The 16,633-nt window shown below is 57.3% G+C and carries 18 protein-coding genes and 1 pseudogene; 11 read left to right on the top strand and 8 right to left on the bottom strand.

Annotated features, from left to right (window positions below; genetic code table 11):
• Positions 1-157 precede the first annotated feature (157 nt).
• Together L3X40_RS18375 and cobA are read left to right on the top strand one after the other, a co-directional pair.
• Positions 158-388: pseudogene (locus L3X40_RS18375) on the top strand (transposase); the annotation flags it as partial.
• Complete coding sequence (cobA, locus tag L3X40_RS18370) at positions 324-1,121, top strand: uroporphyrinogen-III C-methyltransferase (RefSeq protein WP_237366891.1); 798 nt, start codon at positions 324-326, stop codon at positions 1,119-1,121. The pseudogene L3X40_RS18375 and the gene cobA, both read left to right, overlap by 65 nt.
• A 168-nt stretch (positions 1,122-1,289) precedes the next feature.
• Here the strand turns inward: cobA and L3X40_RS18365 are convergent, their stop codons facing one another.
• The 4 genes from L3X40_RS18365 to L3X40_RS18350 form a co-directional block, all read right to left on the bottom strand.
• Positions 1,290-1,715 carry an ExbD/TolR family protein gene (locus L3X40_RS18365; RefSeq protein WP_237366890.1) on the bottom strand — a complete coding sequence of 142 codons (426 nt, stop codon included), beginning with the start codon at positions 1,713-1,715 and terminating at the stop codon, positions 1,290-1,292.
• A 21-nt stretch (positions 1,716-1,736) separates the two neighbouring features.
• The gene (locus L3X40_RS18360; protein ID WP_237366889.1) at positions 1,737-2,225 is read right to left on the bottom strand and encodes an ExbD/TolR family protein; all 489 of its coding nucleotides are present in this window, start codon (positions 2,223-2,225) and stop codon (positions 1,737-1,739) included.
• A 101-nt stretch (positions 2,226-2,326) separates the two neighbouring features.
• Complete coding sequence (locus L3X40_RS18355) at positions 2,327-3,091, bottom strand: MotA/TolQ/ExbB proton channel family protein (RefSeq protein WP_237366888.1); 765 nt, start codon at positions 3,089-3,091, stop codon at positions 2,327-2,329.
• Between the two features lie 74 nt (positions 3,092-3,165).
• Positions 3,166-3,813: an energy transducer TonB gene (locus L3X40_RS18350; protein WP_237366887.1), complete on the bottom strand. Its 648-nt coding sequence runs from the start codon at positions 3,811-3,813 to the stop codon at positions 3,166-3,168.
• A 242-nt stretch (positions 3,814-4,055) separates the two neighbouring features.
• Between L3X40_RS18350 and L3X40_RS18345 the strand changes: the two genes are divergently transcribed.
• Positions 4,056-4,922, top strand: coding sequence for a hypothetical protein (locus tag L3X40_RS18345; protein ID WP_237366886.1), 867 nt, complete (start codon positions 4,056-4,058; stop codon positions 4,920-4,922).
• Between the two features lie 69 nt (positions 4,923-4,991).
• Positions 4,992-6,287 carry a homoserine dehydrogenase gene (locus L3X40_RS18340; protein WP_237366885.1) on the top strand — a complete coding sequence of 432 codons (1,296 nt, stop codon included), beginning with the start codon at positions 4,992-4,994 and terminating at the stop codon, positions 6,285-6,287.
• Positions 6,288-6,297: 10 nt separating this feature from the next.
• Here L3X40_RS18340 and L3X40_RS18335 read toward each other — a convergent pair whose 3' ends face one another.
• Positions 6,298-7,629: a dihydroorotase gene (locus L3X40_RS18335; protein WP_237366884.1), complete on the bottom strand. Its 1,332-nt coding sequence runs from the start codon at positions 7,627-7,629 to the stop codon at positions 6,298-6,300.
• A 90-nt stretch (positions 7,630-7,719) separates the two neighbouring features.
• Here L3X40_RS18335 and ygfZ point away from each other — a divergent pair, with 90 nt between their 5' ends.
• The 3 genes from ygfZ to purU all read left to right on the top strand — a co-directional run bounded on the left by ygfZ (position 7,720) and on the right by purU (position 10,134).
• Positions 7,720-8,466, top strand: a complete 747-nt coding sequence (gene ygfZ / locus L3X40_RS18330) for a CAF17-like 4Fe-4S cluster assembly/insertion protein YgfZ (protein WP_237366883.1) — start codon at positions 7,720-7,722, stop codon at positions 8,464-8,466.
• A gap of 5 nt (positions 8,467-8,471) precedes the next feature.
• Entirely contained in the window at positions 8,472-9,209 is a 738-nt protein-coding gene (locus L3X40_RS18325; protein WP_237366882.1) for a glutaminyl-peptide cyclotransferase, read from the top strand.
• Between the two features lie 64 nt (positions 9,210-9,273).
• Positions 9,274-10,134 carry a formyltetrahydrofolate deformylase gene (gene purU, locus L3X40_RS18320; protein ID WP_237366881.1) on the top strand — a complete coding sequence of 287 codons (861 nt, stop codon included), beginning with the start codon at positions 9,274-9,276 and terminating at the stop codon, positions 10,132-10,134.
• A gap of 53 nt (positions 10,135-10,187) precedes the next feature.
• On the opposite strand, the gene L3X40_RS18315 is transcribed toward purU, so the two are convergent.
• The 3 genes from L3X40_RS18315 to L3X40_RS18305 all read right to left on the bottom strand — a co-directional run bounded on the left by L3X40_RS18315 (position 10,188) and on the right by L3X40_RS18305 (position 12,914).
• Entirely contained in the window at positions 10,188-11,180 is a 993-nt protein-coding gene (locus tag L3X40_RS18315; RefSeq protein WP_237366880.1) for an LLM class flavin-dependent oxidoreductase, read from the bottom strand.
• Between the two features lie 138 nt (positions 11,181-11,318).
• A complete protein-coding gene (locus L3X40_RS18310; protein ID WP_237366879.1) occupies positions 11,319-12,098 on the bottom strand; it encodes a DUF2569 domain-containing protein in 780 nt (259 codons plus the stop codon).
• 144 nt (positions 12,099-12,242) lie between these two features.
• A complete protein-coding gene (locus tag L3X40_RS18305) occupies positions 12,243-12,914 on the bottom strand; it encodes a glutathione S-transferase family protein (protein WP_237366878.1) in 672 nt (223 codons plus the stop codon).
• Positions 12,915-13,113: 199 nt separating this feature from the next.
• Here L3X40_RS18305 and L3X40_RS18300 point away from each other — a divergent pair, with 199 nt between their 5' ends.
• The 4 genes from L3X40_RS18300 to L3X40_RS18285 all read left to right on the top strand — a co-directional run bounded on the left by L3X40_RS18300 (position 13,114) and on the right by L3X40_RS18285 (position 16,515).
• Positions 13,114-13,395 carry a hypothetical protein gene (locus L3X40_RS18300; protein WP_338331157.1) on the top strand — a complete coding sequence of 94 codons (282 nt, stop codon included), beginning with the start codon at positions 13,114-13,116 and terminating at the stop codon, positions 13,393-13,395.
• A 149-nt stretch (positions 13,396-13,544) separates the two neighbouring features.
• A complete protein-coding gene (gene sucC / locus L3X40_RS18295; protein WP_237366876.1) occupies positions 13,545-14,744 on the top strand; it encodes an ADP-forming succinate--CoA ligase subunit beta in 1,200 nt (399 codons plus the stop codon).
• A gap of 95 nt (positions 14,745-14,839) precedes the next feature.
• A complete protein-coding gene (locus L3X40_RS18290) occupies positions 14,840-15,586 on the top strand; it encodes an electron transfer flavoprotein subunit beta/FixA family protein (protein ID WP_237366875.1) in 747 nt (248 codons plus the stop codon).
• On the top strand, positions 15,586-16,515 hold the full coding sequence (locus L3X40_RS18285) for an electron transfer flavoprotein subunit alpha/FixB family protein (protein ID WP_237366892.1): 930 nt from the start codon (positions 15,586-15,588) through the stop codon (positions 16,513-16,515). The genes L3X40_RS18290 and L3X40_RS18285 overlap by 1 nt, the downstream gene beginning before the upstream one ends.
• Positions 16,516-16,633 lie beyond the last annotated feature (118 nt).

The raw sequence follows: 16,633 nt of genomic DNA, 5'->3' as shown, positions 1-16,633 counted from the left end.
CCTGCCGACCTAGCATTGTTCATCTCCTCAAAGAGGCGTGAATCAATGAGGTGGATTACAGTTCCGGGTGACTAGGGCGGATCGACATTCAGGATTCCCAAAGGTGCTGCTGTCTGATTCATGAGGTTCCGTGTTTAGCGCGGAGCATGTGATGGGGATCAAGCGGTACGAATTGAACGAGGCACAATGGGCGAGGATCGCGCCGTTGTTGCCTGGCAAGGTCAGCGATCCCGGCCAGACAGGATCGGACAACCGCTTGTTCGTAAACGGATGTTTGTGGGTTTTGCGATCAGGGGCGCATTGGTGCGATCTGCCGGAACGCTATGGTCGGTGGAAGACGGTTCATCGCCGTTTCAGCCGATGGTGTCATTCTGGTGTATGGGAACGATCCCGAATTATTGACGCGCAAAGCAGAAAGGCTGATCGCGGCGGCGGACATCGTGTTTTACGATGCACTGGTCGGCCCAGAAATATTAACCTTTATCGCACCCCATGCTGAATGTGTTCCGGTAGGAAAGCGTTCGGGCCGGCACAGCAGGGATCAGGCAAGCATCAATGATTTGCTGCTTGTTGCGGCGAGATCTGGCAAGCGTGTCGTCCGCCTGAAGGGTGGAGACCCCTCAATCTTCGGCCGCTCGATGGAGGAGATCGCGCATTTGCAGGCAGGTGGCATCGATGTACGGATCTGTCCCGGCATTACAGCCGCCAGCGCGGCTTGCGCCAGCCTTGGCCTCTCCCTGACACTTCGGGGCATGGCTCGTCGCCTGCAATTTGTCACGGCTCATGCGCGCAAGGGCGAAACGCTTGACCTTGACTGGCGGGCACTCGCCGACCCGGATGCGACGCTTGCCGTCTATATGGGCAAAGCTGCGGCCGCCGATGTATCGGGCCAATTGATCGCTGCAGGCCTTGCGGCAGATACCCCGGCGATCGTGGTTGAAAATGCAAGCTTGCCCAATGAACGGCATCTGGCGACACGACTTGATCTGTTGCCATTGGCAGTGCGGACGGGAATTGGCGATGGCCCCGCTTTGCTGCTGATCGGTCGCGCTATGGGCATACGCGCGGCTACGAACACCATCCAGTCGGCCAAAATTCCGGTAATACCCGACAGCGATTAGGCGTCAGATCGCCGTAAGAGCACTGATTCTTGTGCACATTGGGCATGAAGACATCGCATCGCTCATCATTTCGCGATCAACTGCTGCATTCTCCTATCAACCAAAACAAAAAAGGCGGGACCGCTGGCCCCGCCTTGTCATTTCCATTCCAAACCGATCAATCCGCGTTCAGAAATTTCCATATTGTTCGTTACCCACGAAACCCAGCTTGGTTACGCCACTCCGCTTGATCTCTGCCAGGACCTGATCGACGATAACGTAACGTGTCTGGGCATCAGGCTGAAACTGCAGCTCTGGTTCTGGCACCATCGTTACCGTCTGGTTCAAATATTGCCGCACGGTAACCAGATCGACTGGCGAGCCGTTCCAGGTAATGATGCCCGCAGCGTCAATAGCCAGTTTGTTTTTCACGGGATCGACCGGAGGGGGAGTCTGATTCGGTTGATCCTGGGGTAGATCGATCTTCACCGCGTGGGTCTGGATCGGGATAGTGATAATGAACATGATGAGGAGAACGAGCATGACGTCGATCAACGGCGTCGTGTTCATTTCCATCATCGGTTCGCCGTCTTCGCGGCCGCCACTCATGGCCATGATTTATACTCCTGAAAAATCTTAGAGCCGCACCGGCGTCATGCCTGGGGGTGGTTCCGAAATGAACCCGACCTTCGCAAAGCCTACGCGCTGCATGGTGTAGACGGTACCGCCGATGCAACGGTAAGGCGTATTGATGTCGCCGCGAATATGCACTTCTGGCATATCCTCGGGCGTCATATTTTCAACACCTCCAGCCTTTGCAATATCTGCAGTGAGTTTCGCCACTGCCCGGTCGAGCAGTTCTCCCGAATTAACGCGAGTCAAATTCCAGTATACCGCGCACCTGCCATCCGGGTCCGTCGTGATCGACAAAGACACGTTTTCAGGCTTTGTCGTCGTGGGTTCGAACGCCACCTTGGGCAGTTCGATGGGAACCGTCTGGATAACGACCGGAATCGCGATGAGAAAGATGATGAGCAACACCAGCATGACGTCCACAAGAGGCGTCGTGTTGATGTCGGACATCGGGACGTCATCAGCGCCTTCGGATCCAACGCTCATTGCCATTGATCAATTTCCTAACATTGCAACTATCAAGCACCTGCCCGCCCCGACAGATCGGGCCGGAAATCGGACGGCGTGACACAGGGCACGCCGTCCCGATTGGTTCAGGCCTTTTTCACAGCCCCGGCAGGCGCAGCAGCAGCCGGCTTGGCGGCAACGGCGGCATGGGCCGGTTTCACCTGACCATTAGAGACCATGAACCCTAATATATCGACAGCAAAGGCTGACAGATTTTCGGCGATAGACTTGTTGCGACGCTGCAACCAGTTATAGGCAAGCACGGCCGGAACAGCGACAGCCAGACCAAGAGCGGTCATGATCAGCGCTTCACCGACAGGGCCGGCAACTGCGTCGATAGATGCCTGACCAGCGGCACCAATCTTGATCAGTGCGCGGTAGATACCGATAACCGTACCGAACAAGCCAATAAACGGCGCCGTGGCGCCGACGGTGGCGAGAAAGGCAAGGCCGGTGCCCAGCTTGGAATTGATCGCAGCTTCTGAACGAGCCAGTGAGCCATGCAGCCAGTCGTGCGCTTCAACTGGATCGGTCAATTTGCTATATTGATCCTGAGCGGCAATGCCGTCATCGACAAGCTGCTTGTACGCGCTGTTCTTTTCCAGCTTGGCAGTGCCTTCCTTCAGGCTGGCGCTACGCCAGAAAGTCTGACGGACCCTCTTGGACTGATTGATGATCTTCTGCTGTTCGATGAGCTTGGTGAAGAGAATGTAGAACGAGGCGACGGACATGCCGCAAAGGATGAGGAACACGGTCCATGCAATGACGCCCCCCTGTTCAAGGGCTTCCATCAGGCCGTAGGGGTTCTCAGCGGCCGGCGCGGCTGCTGCTGCTGCAAACTGGATGAACATTTCTATAAATTCCCTCTAACAATATGAATAGCAAAGGGGACGGTCAGCCACAGTCTGGCTGGCCGTCCCTGAATTTAACGTGGTATCTGCCACACAACGCGGCTGGAGTAGCTGCTCGCCATCGGATTCCCGCTGGTATCTTCGGCTGGCCTGAAGCGCGCACGGCGCATCAACATCTTGCATGCTTCGGTATCAAGATCATTAGAGCCGCTTGACGATGTGACTTGGCAATCAGTGACCTTGCCGTCTGCACCAACCGACAAGCGGAAGCCCGTCGTCCCTGCACGCTCCTCACGAAGAGCGCGTGAAGGATAGTCATCCGGCGTCACCCAGCTGCCCGGGTTGCCACGCGGAGTAGCGGCTTTTGCAGCTTGCTTGGGCGGCGGTGGAGCCGGTGGCGCGACAGGCGTCGGCGTAAACACAGGCGGAGGCGTCCGCACGATGGTTACCGCAGGCGGAGGCGCAGGCGTCTGCACGATAGGCGGAGGCGCAACAACAGGCGGCGGCTCAATCGGACGATCCGGTGGCGGGGGGGGCGGCTCTTCCTCTGGCGGAGGAGCCTCTTCCACAACATCGATCACATTGAGTTGTTCGGCCGCCTTCTTGACATACTTCATACCGAGGCCAGTAACGAAGGCATAGCCAAGGACAACGTGAATAAGTGCAACGATGACAATCGAAGCCATTCGGCTCGAATTCATCGAGTGGTCAGCATAAGCCATTCAGCAACGACACTCCTTAACTCAGCTTCTATAAATGCCAGTCTGACCGGGAAGGTGAACGCAGTGACCGCGCTCATCTTAACGTCATGACAGAAAATATATCTGGTATTTTTCCAATTCTCTATCGCGCCCCGGCACGGGACGCAAACGCTTTATCGACAGTAGAACTTTCGTGCCCGCCGATTAGCGGATATGGACGTTTTGTGCCAGATTGATGACGCTTGCAAGTGTCAAAGGAAACTATGTTGCAGAAAAGCTTCTTCACGCTCCTGTTTTTTGGGTTAATTTCAGTCGCAACTCCGGCGTTTTCAGAGGTTTCTCCTTTATCGCCCCAACTCAGCTATGCCGACCTGGCGGACTTGGCTGCTGACACTCCGCTTGTCATTGACGCCCAGATCAGAAAAGCGATCAAAGTGAAGCCAGAGCGTGCACCTGATGTGCGGCAGGGGCATCAACGATTCTATGTGGAGGCGCGGGTTATCAACCTTGTCCGCGGCCAGGGAGGTATAGGGCGGGATATAAGCTATCTGATTGATACCCCACTGGATTTTAGAGGGCGCGCTCCCAAATTGAAGAAGCGTCATGTCCTGCTTTTTGCATATCCTGTGACAGGCAAACCTGGATCGATTCAGTTGGTTGGCCCTGATGCTCAGATCGACTGGACCGCCGAAAATGCAAATATGTTGCGCAATATTCTGTCGCAGGCGGTCGCGAGCGATGCACCGCCGCGAATCACCGGAATTGGTAATGCATTTCATGTAGCTGGCTCGATTCGGGGCGAGGGAGAGACGCAAATTTTCCTTAATACAGAGACTGGCGCTCCTGTGTCGTTATCCATTTTGCGGCGACCCGGGCAAGAACCGCGATGGTCCGTCGCGCTGGGTGAAATTGTCGATGAGTCGGCGACAACACCCAGTCCGAACAGCCTGCTTTGGTATCGCCTCGCTTGTTCCCTGCCCCGCCAGCTACCGGCGAAAGCCACGGCGCAACTGGAAGGCGAGAACTTGACCATGGCGCGTGAAGACTATGGAGTGGTGCTCCGCGGTCTTGGTCCCTGCGTTCGGACACGATCAATGACTGGATCGGGGAACCTGCCTCCCTCCCGCTGAATCTCCTGCTTGGATTTCCGACGTCACACCGCTATCAGCAGCGCGAATTGGCTCTGATCGGGGAATCGAATGTCTGGTGACAATGCATTGCGAATCGCGATCGTCGGCTTGGGAACAGTCGGCGGTGGCGTCATTCGCCTGCTGAAAACAAACCAGGCATTGATTGCCCGCCGTGCTGGGCGACCGATCACCATTGCTGCGATTTCGGCGCGCGACAGGGCCAAGGATCGCGGCGTCGACCTGTCTCCCTATGAATGGGTGGACGATATGAGCGACCTTGCCGCGCGCGACGATATCGATGCGATCGTCGAACTGATCGGCGGCGCGGACGGTCCCGCACTGACTCTTGCCCGGCAATGTCTGGCCGCGCACAAACCCTTTGTCACCGCCAACAAGGCGATGATCGCGCATCATGGCCTGGGCCTTGCCAAGGACGCCGAAAAAGCTGGTGTCGCGCTGAAATATGAAGCGGCGGTCGCCGGCGGCATCCCGGTCATCAAGGGCCTGCGCGAAGGCGTTGCGGCCAATGCGATCAGTCGCGTCTATGGAATATTGAACGGCACCTGCAACTACATTCTCACCACGATGGAAAAGGACGGCCATGCCTTTGCCGATGTGCTGAAGGATGCGCAGGATCTGGGCTATGCGGAAATCGATCCAACCTTTGACATTGACGGGATAGATGCCGCGCACAAGCTGTCGATTCTTGCCAGTCTGTCCTTTGGAACAGCGCTGGATTTCGACAATGTCGAAACAACGGGCATCCGTCATATCATTGCAGCCGATATCGCCGAAGCCGCGGCCCTCGGCTTTCGCATCCGCCTGGTCGGCATGGCCGAAACGGTCGATGGTGAACTGTTCCAGCGGGTCCATCCGATGCTGGTGCCAATGGGTCACCCCCTGTCCCATGTCGACGGACCACTGAATGCAGTCGTCACTGAGGGCAACTTTGTCGGTCGCCTGTTTTTCCAAGGCGCCGGCGCGGGTGACGGGCCAACCGCATCGGCCGTGGTTGCTGACCTGATCGACGTTGCACGGGGTGAATATGGCCCCGCCTTTGCCATGCCCGTTGATTCCCTTGACCGGCTGCCGCCAGCAAGGACGGGCAAGCGGGCTGGCCGCGTCTATCTGCGTTTCCGTGTCAAGGATGAACCGGGAGTTCTTGCTGAAATTGCAGCCGCCACGCGTGATGCGGGCGTATCGATCGAAAGCCTGATCCAGCGTGGAGCAACGGATACTGACAGCGTTCTGGTTGTCATCGTAACCCATGTCAGCGCGGAATCATGCGTTAACGACACGCTTGGCCGTCTGCGTGGGTCGGACAGCCTGCTGGACGAACCGTTGGTGCTGCACATATTGGATTGAGACAGTGTCCTCAGCCGAAATTGACGCTTTCAAAGCGGATAGCTTCACCCACTGCGTCGTTGGCAAGCTGGTCTTCCCACATGACCTGATGTCCGCGCACAATTGTTCCGATCGCCTTGCCGGTTAGTTCCATACCAGTGAAAGGCGACCAACCGCAGCGCGAGGCAAGCCAGCCTTCGCTGACGGTCCAGCGTTTTTTTAGATCGACGACGCTGAAATCCGCATCGTAGCCAACCGCAATGCGACCTTTGGTGACAAGGCCAAAAACCCGCTGCGGTCCAGCACTGGTCAGGTCGATGACTCGCTGCAATGTCGTTCGCCCCGCAGCCACATGGTCGAGCAGCAGCGGCAGGAGTGTCTGCACACCGGGCATCCCGCTGGGCGATGCGGGATAGGTACGCGCCTTTTCCTCCAGCGTGTGCGGCGCATGATCCGATCCGATCACATCGGGCACGCCCTGATTAAGCCAATGCCAAAGTCCGTCACGATGCGCAGCAGACCGAATCGGCGGGTTCATCTGTGCGTGACTGCCCAGCCGGGGATAGGCATCTTCGGCTGTCAGCGTCAGGTGTTGAGGGGTTACCTCGCAAGTCGCAATGTCCTTGTTCTGCGCGATCAGTTCCAGTTCGGCAGGCGTGGTGACGTGCAATATATGGATCCGCCGCCCTGCCGCGCGCGCCAGCTTCAATATGCGCCGCGTCGCCAACATGGCGCTTTCATCGTCGCGCCATAGCGGGTGCGAGGACACATCGCCTTCCACGCGCAAATCCTTGCGCGCATTCATTCGCGCCTCATCCTCGGCATGGATGGCGACGCGGCGTTTGCCCGAAGCCAGAACCCGCGCCAGCGCTTCATCCTCCGCTACCAACAGGTCGCCGGTCGATGCGCCCATGAAAATCTTGACTCCCGCCGTCCCCGGCAGACGTTCCAGCTCGACAAGTTCATCGGCATTGGCCGCGGTCGCACCGACATAGAAGGCATGATCGCACCACATGCGATGATGGCCACGTGCAATCTTATCCTCCAGCCGTTGTGTGCTGTCGGTATTGGGGCTGGTGTTGGGCATTTCAAACACTGCGGTCACGCCGCCCATAACGGCGGCGCGGCTACCCGATTCGAGATCTTCCTTATGCTCCAGCCCCGGCTCGCGAAAATGCACCTGACTGTCGATCACGCCGGGAAGGATGTCGAGCCCAGTACAATCCAGCACCTGTTCCCCATCCCCGATACCCGCACCAATGGCAGCAATCTTTCCCTCACGCACGCCAATGCTGACCTGTGCCGGGCCGCCGGGCGTATGGACTGTGCCGTTCTTCAGAATCAGGTCGAAAGTCTGGGTCATGGCATATCATCCCGGTCGGGCGGGAAGCTCCCTCACATTTACACGAGCGCGCGGGTTGGAAATTGCAGTGTCACCCCTTAACTGTTTGCCATGAGCGAAACCACCCTAATCGACCGCGCTGTCATCCATATTTCTGGCGAGGAGACCCGTCCGTTCCTGCAGGGGCTGGTAACGCAGGATGTACTGACGCTCGTAGAAGGCGAAGCGCGCTGGGCAGGATTGCTGACGGCGCAGGGCAAAGCGCTGTTCGATTTCTTTATCTGGGCGCATGCCGGAGACATTTTAATCGACTGCGAAGCAGCACAAGCTGATGCACTTGTCCGTCGACTCTCCCTGTATCGCCTGCGCCGCAAGGTTGAAGTTGCGCGCGATGATATGCTGGCGGTGCACTGGTCGCGCGATGCAGAGGGCCGACCCGCCGATCCGCGCCTGCCCGAACTTGGACAACGCTGGATCGCGCCCGCCGACGGTGCGGACGCACATCATGCCGCCGCCTACCGCGCACACCGCCTGTCGCTGGGTGTGACGGAGGGCGTGGCCGAGTTAGGTTCCGACCAGACACTCTGGCTGGAAGCGAACGCACGGGAATTACATGGTGTCGACTTTGGAAAGGGCTGTTATGTCGGGCAGGAAAATACTGCCCGCATGCATTATAGGTCAAAGGTCAACCGTCGTCTGGTCGTCGTGCCGCTGAAAATGGCCGACGCAAAACGCCAGCGACTCGCGCTGCCGGAACTTGGTCTGTCGATCGAGCTTCGCCGCATAGAGGATATGGACGGCCTTGACCTGCCCCTGTGGCTGGCCTCTGCCATTGCCGCTGCTCCGACCGAAAGCTGACAGTCTTGCGCCTCCTCTTTCTGTTTATCGCCCTGCTTTGCGCGACGCCGCTATCGGCACAGGGTTATCGCGTCGTTGCCACCTATCCGCATGATCCCGGCGCCTTCACCCAAGGACTCTTCTATCATGATGGCGCCCTCTATGAGAGTACGGGGCGCGAAGGACAGTCGGACATCCGCAAGGTCCGGCTCAAGGATGGCAAGGTGCTGCGCCGCGTTGCAATTCCAGGGCAATATTTCGGCGAAGGCATCGTGCTCTGGAAGGATGAGATCATCAGCCTCACCTGGATGAACGGCATCGGCTTCCGCTGGAACCTGCATGATTTCAAGCGCAGGGGCAGCTTCCATTACAAGGGGGAGGGCTGGGCGCTGACGCAGGATGGCACCCACATGTTCATGAGTGACGGCACACCGCAATTGCGCGTTATCGATCCTGCCAATTTCAGCGAACTGTCGCGGATAACCGTAACCGATCAAGGCCAGCCGGTCAGCCGCCTCAACGAACTGGAATATGTAAAGGGCGAGATATGGGCCAATATCTGGTTCAGCCCCCGCATCGCCCGGATTGATCCGGCGACCGGACAGGTCAAGGGCTGGATCGACCTTTCCCCTTTGGTCGATGCACAGGGGCTGACTGACAGCGATTCAGTCCTGAATGGCATCGCCTATGACGCCAGGGAGAACAGGCTGTTCATCACTGGCAAAAATTGGTCGAATCTTTATGAGATCGCGCTTGATCCCTGATGGCCTTTGAATTGCATGAAGCCGCCCGTACCGCTTAAAGGGGTGTGTAGGCAGGGAGACAGAGATGCAGAAAAAGCACGTGTTAACATTGTCATGTCAGGATCGTCCGGGGCTGGTAAGCGCCGTGGCGGGATTTCTGGCGGACAATGGCGGCAACATTCTTGAATCCCAGCAGTATAACGACATTGCCAACCAGCGCTTTTTCATGCGGGTCTCATTCGAATTGCTCAATGAAGACATACGCTCAGCAACTTTGCAGTCCCGTTTCAAGGCACTTGCAGACAAACATGGCATGGATTGGCACATGCGTGAAAGCGAAACGCCCCAGCGCGTCTTGCTACTGGTATCGAAGTTCGATCATTGCCTTGGCGACCTTTTATACCGCGCCCGCATTGGTGAACTGAAAATGGACGTTGTGGGCATCGCATCCAACCATCCGCGAGAGGTACATAATCTCGCCCTGCTGGGTGACATTCCCTATCATTATCTACCCATCACCCATGACGGCAAGACGCAACAGGAAGCGCGGATCAGGCACTTGATCGAAACCCACGATATCGATCTGGTCGTGCTCGCGCGGTACATGCAAATTTTGTCAGACGACATGGCGGCCTATCTGTCCGGCCGCTGCATCAACATTCACCACAGCTTCTTGCCGGGCTTCAAAGGTGCCAAGCCCTATCATCAAGCTCATGCACGCGGTGTGAAAATGATCGGCGCCACGGCCCACTATGTCACGGCCGATCTGGATGAAGGACCGATAATCCACCAGGATGCCGAGCCGGTCAGCCATGCCGACACGCCCGATGATCTGATTGCAAAAGGCCGGGACATTGAACGGCGCGTGCTGGCCACCGCTGTTCGATTACATCTGGAGGACCGCGTTCTGCTCAATGGTTCGACCACCGTCGTCTTCAAGAATTAAGCCAAGCGCCCGGTCGTCATTTTTATTCGTCGAATAGAAACCCCGCTTCAGAATCAGGCGCCAATTTCTCGTCCAGCGGCCATCGCGATTTCGAATGAGCGTTTCCGGGCATCCTGATCATAGATCATGCCGTTTACAATGACCTCATCTACACCAGTTCTTTCGATAAAAGCCTTCATATCCCGTGTCACATCTTCCTGCGTCCCAATGCTTGATGCACGCAGTACATTCGCCAGCATCGCCTGTGCCTGGGGCGGCAATGTTTCACGATACCCCGCCACCGGCGGCGGCAGTCGCCCCGGTGTGCCCGTACGAAGCGCAACAAAACTCTGCTGCATGGATGTGGCGATCAACGCGGCTTCCTCGCGTGTGTCGGCAGCGAAAATGTTGAATCCTGCCATCGCGTAGGGTTGCTCCAACTGCGCCGAAGGACGAAAATCACGGCGATAGATAGCCAGTGCTTCATCCAGTGCATCAGGTGCAAAATGCGAGGCAAAGGCAAAGGGCAGGCCCAATGCCGCTGCCAGTTGGGCACCATAGAGGCTTGATCCCAATATCCACAGCGGAACGTCAGCGCCCGCACCGGGCGTTGCCGTGAATCCCAACCGCTCATCGCCCGCAAAACAGGCCTGTAACTCCATCACGTCGCGCGGAAACTGATCAGGACCACCAGTCAGGTTACGTCGCATGGCCTGCGCCACGCGACCATCCGATCCAGGCGCACGGCCCAGACCCAGATCGACGCGGCCTGGAAACAAGGCTGCCAATGTTCCAAACTGCTCGGCGATCGCCAGCGGTGCGTGATTGGGTAGCATGATCCCACCTGCCCCAATTCGCATCGTTCGCGTTGCAGCCCCAATATGCCCCAGCACCACCGACGTTGCCGCCGACGCAATGCCCAGCATGCCGTGGTGCTCTGCAATCCAGTAACGGTGATAGCCCAGGCGTTCGGCATGGGCAGCCAGATCGGCAGCACGCGCCAGAGCCGTGGGTACGTCGCTACCCATTGTTACGGGGACGAGATCGAGAAGTGATAAGAGGGTCATTCAACTTATGTGGGCATGACTCGGCTTCATGCCAACGGCTTTTTCAGCTCTCATGTGGACTGATCGCTCAGCAGACGCCACTCGCTATGTATCCGGAACGCCCCTCAACCAATATGGATGAATATCGTACTGTGCCCACTATGCCCCGATGCGCTGCCGGTAGGTGACATTCACCCGATTGGACAGGATCAGATACGGCAGCCAGATCGCGGCGCTGATCAACACTTTTTGCAGATTGCCCTCCAGCATATCGAGCAACGCCCGTTCGACCATTTGCGGCACGCCGGGAACATGCGCCACCAACCGCGCGATGCTGAGTTGCGCAAGCAGATCCATACCCCATACCAACACCAGGAAGCGCGGGAAGAAAGGCGCCAACCGGATCGCAAGCACAAAAGCAAAAACATACAGACTGGACATGATCACCACGTCGGCGATCATGATGTGGAACAGGGCAAAGAACCATCCCGGCGCATGACTGCCCAATGCCGGAATCGACACCAGAAATTCCGCCGTCCGTACGGGCACATTAAGCAACATGCCGATCAGCAGAGAGGCCATCAGTCCGGTTGCGCCGAACATCGGCAACGCACGCGCCTCCAGGCAATTGACTTTGCGCCACCGACCATATCGGGCCAGCCGGATGGCCGGTTGAGCGTGGATCTGGTTGGGGGGAATCAGACGAAGGCCGAAGAACAATGTGGCGACGGGGGCCATGACTACGGCAGCATAAGGCAGGACGTTGCCTATAGCGGACATGCCCGGATCAAGCTGCGTCGCGGCAAAAGCCAGACGCAATCCGCACGCGAAACTGATCAGAATGACCCACCAGATAGCAATGGAATGCAGGTTCGCCTGCAATGCAGCAACCAGTTGCACACTCTTCCAGTGAAGCCTTCGTGAAACCCGGTCGATCATCACCACCTCGAAGACCTTTCATAGCGCGTATTGAACGGCTTTGTCAGGCAGATTATGGGGCGAGCATGGTTAAGAAAGCGTCAAAATGGAGTAAGTTTGGTCGGGGACAAAAGGCGGCACCTTGTCAAACATGGCACGGCAACATCAGGATAGCATCTTGCGCGCATTATCAATCACCCGTGCATCGGTATCCGACGCAGGCGCACGCGGTTCAGGAATGGTGATGCCTTTCTGTACCGCTGAGCGGGCCGCGATGTCATCCATCCAGCGCTGAAGGTGAGTCAGCCCGTCAATGTCGATGCCCGACCATTCATAACCGCGGGCCCAGCACCAGCTGGCTATATCGGCAATGCTGTATTCCCCGGCCAGATATTGATGGTCGGCAAGCTGACCGTTCAAAACCTCGAACAGACGACGGCCTTCACGTTGATAACGCTCGATGACCGAAGGCAGCCTTTCCGGAAAATAGCGGTTGAAGACATTGGCCTGCCCCATCATCGGACCGAGCCCGCCCATCTGCCACATCAGCCACTGCATCACGCGGCTGCGCCCCTTTACATCCTGCGGCATTAATTTGCCGGTCTTCTCAGCAAGATATATCATGATCGCGCCGGATTCGAATATCGGGAAATCGCCCTCGTCATGATCGATGATCGCAGGAATCCGGCCATTGGGGTTGACCTTGAGGAACCAATCCTGCTTTTGCTCCAGCGCGCTGAAATCCAGTTTCCTGAACGTGTAGGGCAGCCCAAGCTCCTCCAGCGTTACCGAAACCTTGTATCCATTTGGGGTCGATGCGGTGAACAGTTCGATCATGGCCTGTTGATTCCTCATAGTTGCATGCGGTTCGGCACGCAGCCCTGAAGGTAGGATGCCATACCCAATGCTGCAACACGGAGTCCGTCGCATTGGGAACGGCAGACCAGGCAAAGCAACGTTCATCTTCATCATGCCATGGTATAAGGAGAACCTGATGAAGGAGTCGCATATGTATAGGCTGACACTCTTGCTGCCCGTGCTCGCTCTCGCCGCCTGTACCACCCCGGAAACGAAGGTGCGCAACAGTCTGATGAAAGCTGGCTTGTCAGAACATATGGCATCCTGCATGGCCGGACGGATGGTCGATCGCCTGTCGATGTCGCAGTTGCGGCGGCTATCTTCGCTATCCGCGATCAAGCAGGACAATCTCGGCAAAATGACGCTTGATGAGCTTATCTACCGCACCCGCGCGCTGCAAGATCCTGAAATGCTTCGAGTTGTGACGGCCTCAGGTTTTCGCTGCGCGATTGTGAACTGACGGCATTTAGATTTTGCAATTCGCTACTGCAAGAAATTTGCAATTTTGCAAACTGATAATTTGCAACCAAGGCTGGAATTTCCCTGTAACCTATGCTTAAGCGCCTGCGGATGAGTCTTTAAACCCTATTCGACAGACAGGCAGGCCAAATGAACATTCACGAATATCAGGCAAAAGAATTGCTGGCGAAGTTCGGCGCACCAGTTCCCGCCGGCTATGCGGCAATGAGCGTTGACGAAGCCGTTGCGGCGTCGGCGAAGCTGCCTGGACCGCTTTATGTCGTGAAGGCGCAGATTCATGCCGGTGGCCGCGGCAAGGGCAAATTCAAGGAACTGCCCTCTGAAGCCAAGGGTGGGGTCCGCCTGGCCAAGAACGCCGATGAAGTCCGCGCGGCAGCAGCCGATATGCTTGGCAATACGCTGGTGACGGTACAGACCGGCGAAGCGGGCAAGCAGGTCAACCGCCTCTATGTGACCGACGGCGTCGATATTGCCAAGGAATTGTACCTGGCCCTTCTGGTCGATCGCGTCAGTGGTCGTATCGCTATTGTGGCGTCCACCGAAGGCGGAATGGACATTGAAGACGTGGCGCATAACAGCCCCGAAAAAATCCACACCATCACCGTCGATCCTGCGACTGGCCTGATGCCGCATCATGGCCGCTCGGTCGCCAAAGCGCTGAACCTTTCAGGCGACCTCGGCAAACAGGCCGCAAAAGTCACGCAGGCGCTTTATGATGCGTTTGTCGGCACCGATGCCGCGCAGATCGAAATCAATCCGCTCGCCGTCACCGCCGATGACCAACTGGTTGTGCTTGACGCCAAAGTTGGTTTCGACAGCAACGCCCTGTTCCGTCACAAGGATCTGATGGAACTGCGCGACGAGACCGAGGAAGATCCCATGGAACTGGAAGCGAGCAAGTACGACCTCGCCTACATCAAGCTGGATGGAGACATCGGCTGCATGGTAAACGGTGCAGGTCTGGCCATGGCCACTATGGACATCATCAAGCTGAACGGCATGTTCCCTGCGAATTTCCTCGACGTGGGCGGCGGCGCCAGCAAAGAGAAAGTGACGGCGGCATTCAAGATCATTCTGAGCGATCCGGCGGTAAAGGGCATATTGGTCAACATTTTCGGTGGGATCATGCGTTGCGACATCATTGCCGACGGCATTGTCGCTGCTGCCAAGGAAGTGAACCTGTCGGTTCCCCTTGTCGTCCGCCTGGAAGGCACCAACGTAGAGAAGGGCAAGGAAATCCTCGCTCATTCCGGTTTACCGATTGTGTCCGCAGATAATCTCGGCGACGCTGCGCAAAAGATCGTGGGCCAGGTCAAACTGGCTGCGTAATAGGCTATCCCTGCCTGTGTGCGGACCTCCAAAGAGGCCGGCACACAGGCAGGTTCTTCTCTTCCCCGGAAGAAGCTTGAACTGGAGGTAAGACAATGAAGATCCTGGTACCCGTGAAGCGGGTAATTGACTATAACGTCAAACCGCGGGTGAAGATGGACGGAACGGGGGTTGACCTCGCCAACGTCAAGATGTCGATGAACCCATTTGACGAAATTGCGATCGAGGAAGCTATTCGCCTGAAGGAAAAGGGCGTTGCGACCGAGATTATCGCAGTATCGATTGGTGAACCGAAGGCGCAGGAAACGCTGCGCACCGCGCTCGCCATGGGTGCCGACCGTGCGATCCTGATCACCAGTGAGACAGAGGTTGAGCCGCTGGGCGTTGCCAAGCTGCTTGCCAAGGTGGTTGAGGAAGAACAGCCGGGTCTGGTCATTCTGGGCAAGCAGGCGATTGACGACGACAGCAACCAGACGGGCCAGATGCTGGCTGCGCTGCTGGGCCGTCCTCAGGGCACCTTCGCGTCGAAGGTCGACGTAGATGGCGATAGCGTCAGTGTGACGCGTGAGGTCGATGGCGGTCTGGAAACAGTCAAACTCTCGCTTCCCGCCATTGTCACCACGGACCTGCGTTTGAACGAACCGCGCTATGCTTCGCTGCCCAATATCATGAAGGCCAAGAGCAAGCCCATGGCGCAGAAGACACCCGCTGATTACGGTGTCGATATTGCGCCGCGCCTCACAACATTGAAGGTCACCGAACCGCCCAAGCGTGAAGCGGGCATCAAGGTTGCCGATGTCGATGAACTGGTCGGCAAACTCAAAGCTCTGGGAGTGGCATGATGAAGACGCTGGTTTGGGTTGAACATGACAATGTGTCGGTCAAGGACGCAACGCTGGCCGCTGTCACTGCTGCGGGCAAGCTGGGTGAAGTGCATCTGCTGGTCGCCGGCAAAGGTTGCGGCAGTGTGGGCGAACAGGCCGCAAAGATTGCAGGCGTTGGGAAAGTGCATGTGGCCGATGATGCCGCCTACGAACATGCGCTTGCCGAGAATGTCGCTCCGCTGATCGTAGAGCTGATGGGCCATCACGACGCCTTTGTTGCGCCGGCTACCAGCCATGGCAAGAACATCGCGCCGCGGGTCGCAGCTCTGCTGGATGTCATGCAGATCAGCGATATCCTGTCCGTCGAAAGCGAGGACACCTTCACACGGCCGACCTATGCGGGCAACGCCATCGCGACAGTCAAAAGCTCGGACGCAAAGAAAGTGATCACCGTGCGCGGTACCGCCTTCGACAAGGCGGAAATGCAAGGCGGCTCGGCATCTGTCGAAGCTGTATCGGCCACGGGTGACAAGGGCCTCTCCAGCTTCGTCGGCGCCGAAATCGCCAAGCTGGAACGTCCCGAACTCACCAGCGCGAAGATTATCGTATCGGGCGGTCGGGCACTCAAGGACAGTGAAACCTTCCAGCAGGTCATCATTCCGCTGGCTGACAAGCTCGGCGCGGCCGTCGGCGCATCGCGTGCGGCCGTCGATGCTGGCTATGTGCCCAATGACTATCAGGTGGGACAGACCGGCAAGATCGTTGCACCTGAAGTCTATATCGCGGTCGGCATCTCTGGTGCGATCCAGCATTTGGCGGGCATGAAGGATTCAAAGATCATCATCGCCATCAACAAGGATGAGGATGCTCCCATCTTTCAGGTCGCTGACCTTGGCCTCGTCGGCGATCTTTTCAAAATCGTACCAGAACTAACCGAAAAACTCTGAGGCACAAGCAACCCACATGGAAAAGCCCCGGTCAACACCGGGGCTTTATGGGATGGCCCGCCCCTTTTCCCCGGCATCGGTTATGATGTTGGTGCTTAAGAAGGAAAGGAGCGGACCG

Source organism: Rhizorhapis sp. SPR117, assembly GCF_021742065.1.
The sequence above is the reverse complement of the archived record's forward strand: the minus strand, read 5'-3'. Positions and strand labels throughout refer to the sequence as shown.

Coding starts and splice junctions, on each gene's coding strand:
- L3X40_RS18340 (WP_237366885.1), top strand. CDS start 4,992: ATGTCTGGTGACAATGCATTGCGAATCGCGATCGTCGGCTTGGGAACA.
- L3X40_RS18315 (WP_237366880.1), bottom strand. CDS start 11,180: ATGACCCTCTTATCACTTCTCGATCTCGTCCCCGTAACAATGGGTAGC.
- L3X40_RS18360 (WP_237366889.1), bottom strand. CDS start 2,225: ATGGCAATGAGCGTTGGATCCGAAGGCGCTGATGACGTCCCGATGTCC.
- L3X40_RS18350 (WP_237366887.1), bottom strand. CDS start 3,813: ATGGCTTATGCTGACCACTCGATGAATTCGAGCCGAATGGCTTCGATT.
- L3X40_RS18335 (WP_237366884.1), bottom strand. CDS start 7,629: ATGACCCAGACTTTCGACCTGATTCTGAAGAACGGCACAGTCCATACG.
- L3X40_RS18345 (WP_237366886.1), top strand. CDS start 4,056: ATGTTGCAGAAAAGCTTCTTCACGCTCCTGTTTTTTGGGTTAATTTCA.
- L3X40_RS18290 (WP_237366875.1), top strand. CDS start 14,840: ATGAAGATCCTGGTACCCGTGAAGCGGGTAATTGACTATAACGTCAAA.
- L3X40_RS18305 (WP_237366878.1), bottom strand. CDS start 12,914: ATGATCGAACTGTTCACCGCATCGACCCCAAATGGATACAAGGTTTCG.
- sucC (WP_237366876.1), top strand. CDS start 13,545: ATGAACATTCACGAATATCAGGCAAAAGAATTGCTGGCGAAGTTCGGC.
- cobA (WP_237366891.1), top strand. CDS start 324: ATGGTCGGTGGAAGACGGTTCATCGCCGTTTCAGCCGATGGTGTCATT.
- ygfZ (WP_237366883.1), top strand. CDS start 7,720: ATGAGCGAAACCACCCTAATCGACCGCGCTGTCATCCATATTTCTGGC.
- L3X40_RS18285 (WP_237366892.1), top strand. CDS start 15,586: ATGAAGACGCTGGTTTGGGTTGAACATGACAATGTGTCGGTCAAGGAC.
- L3X40_RS18310 (WP_237366879.1), bottom strand. CDS start 12,098: ATGATCGACCGGGTTTCACGAAGGCTTCACTGGAAGAGTGTGCAACTG.
- purU (WP_237366881.1), top strand. CDS start 9,274: ATGCAGAAAAAGCACGTGTTAACATTGTCATGTCAGGATCGTCCGGGG.
- L3X40_RS18355 (WP_237366888.1), bottom strand. CDS start 3,091: ATGTTCATCCAGTTTGCAGCAGCAGCAGCCGCGCCGGCCGCTGAGAAC.
- L3X40_RS18365 (WP_237366890.1), bottom strand. CDS start 1,715: ATGGCCATGAGTGGCGGCCGCGAAGACGGCGAACCGATGATGGAAATG.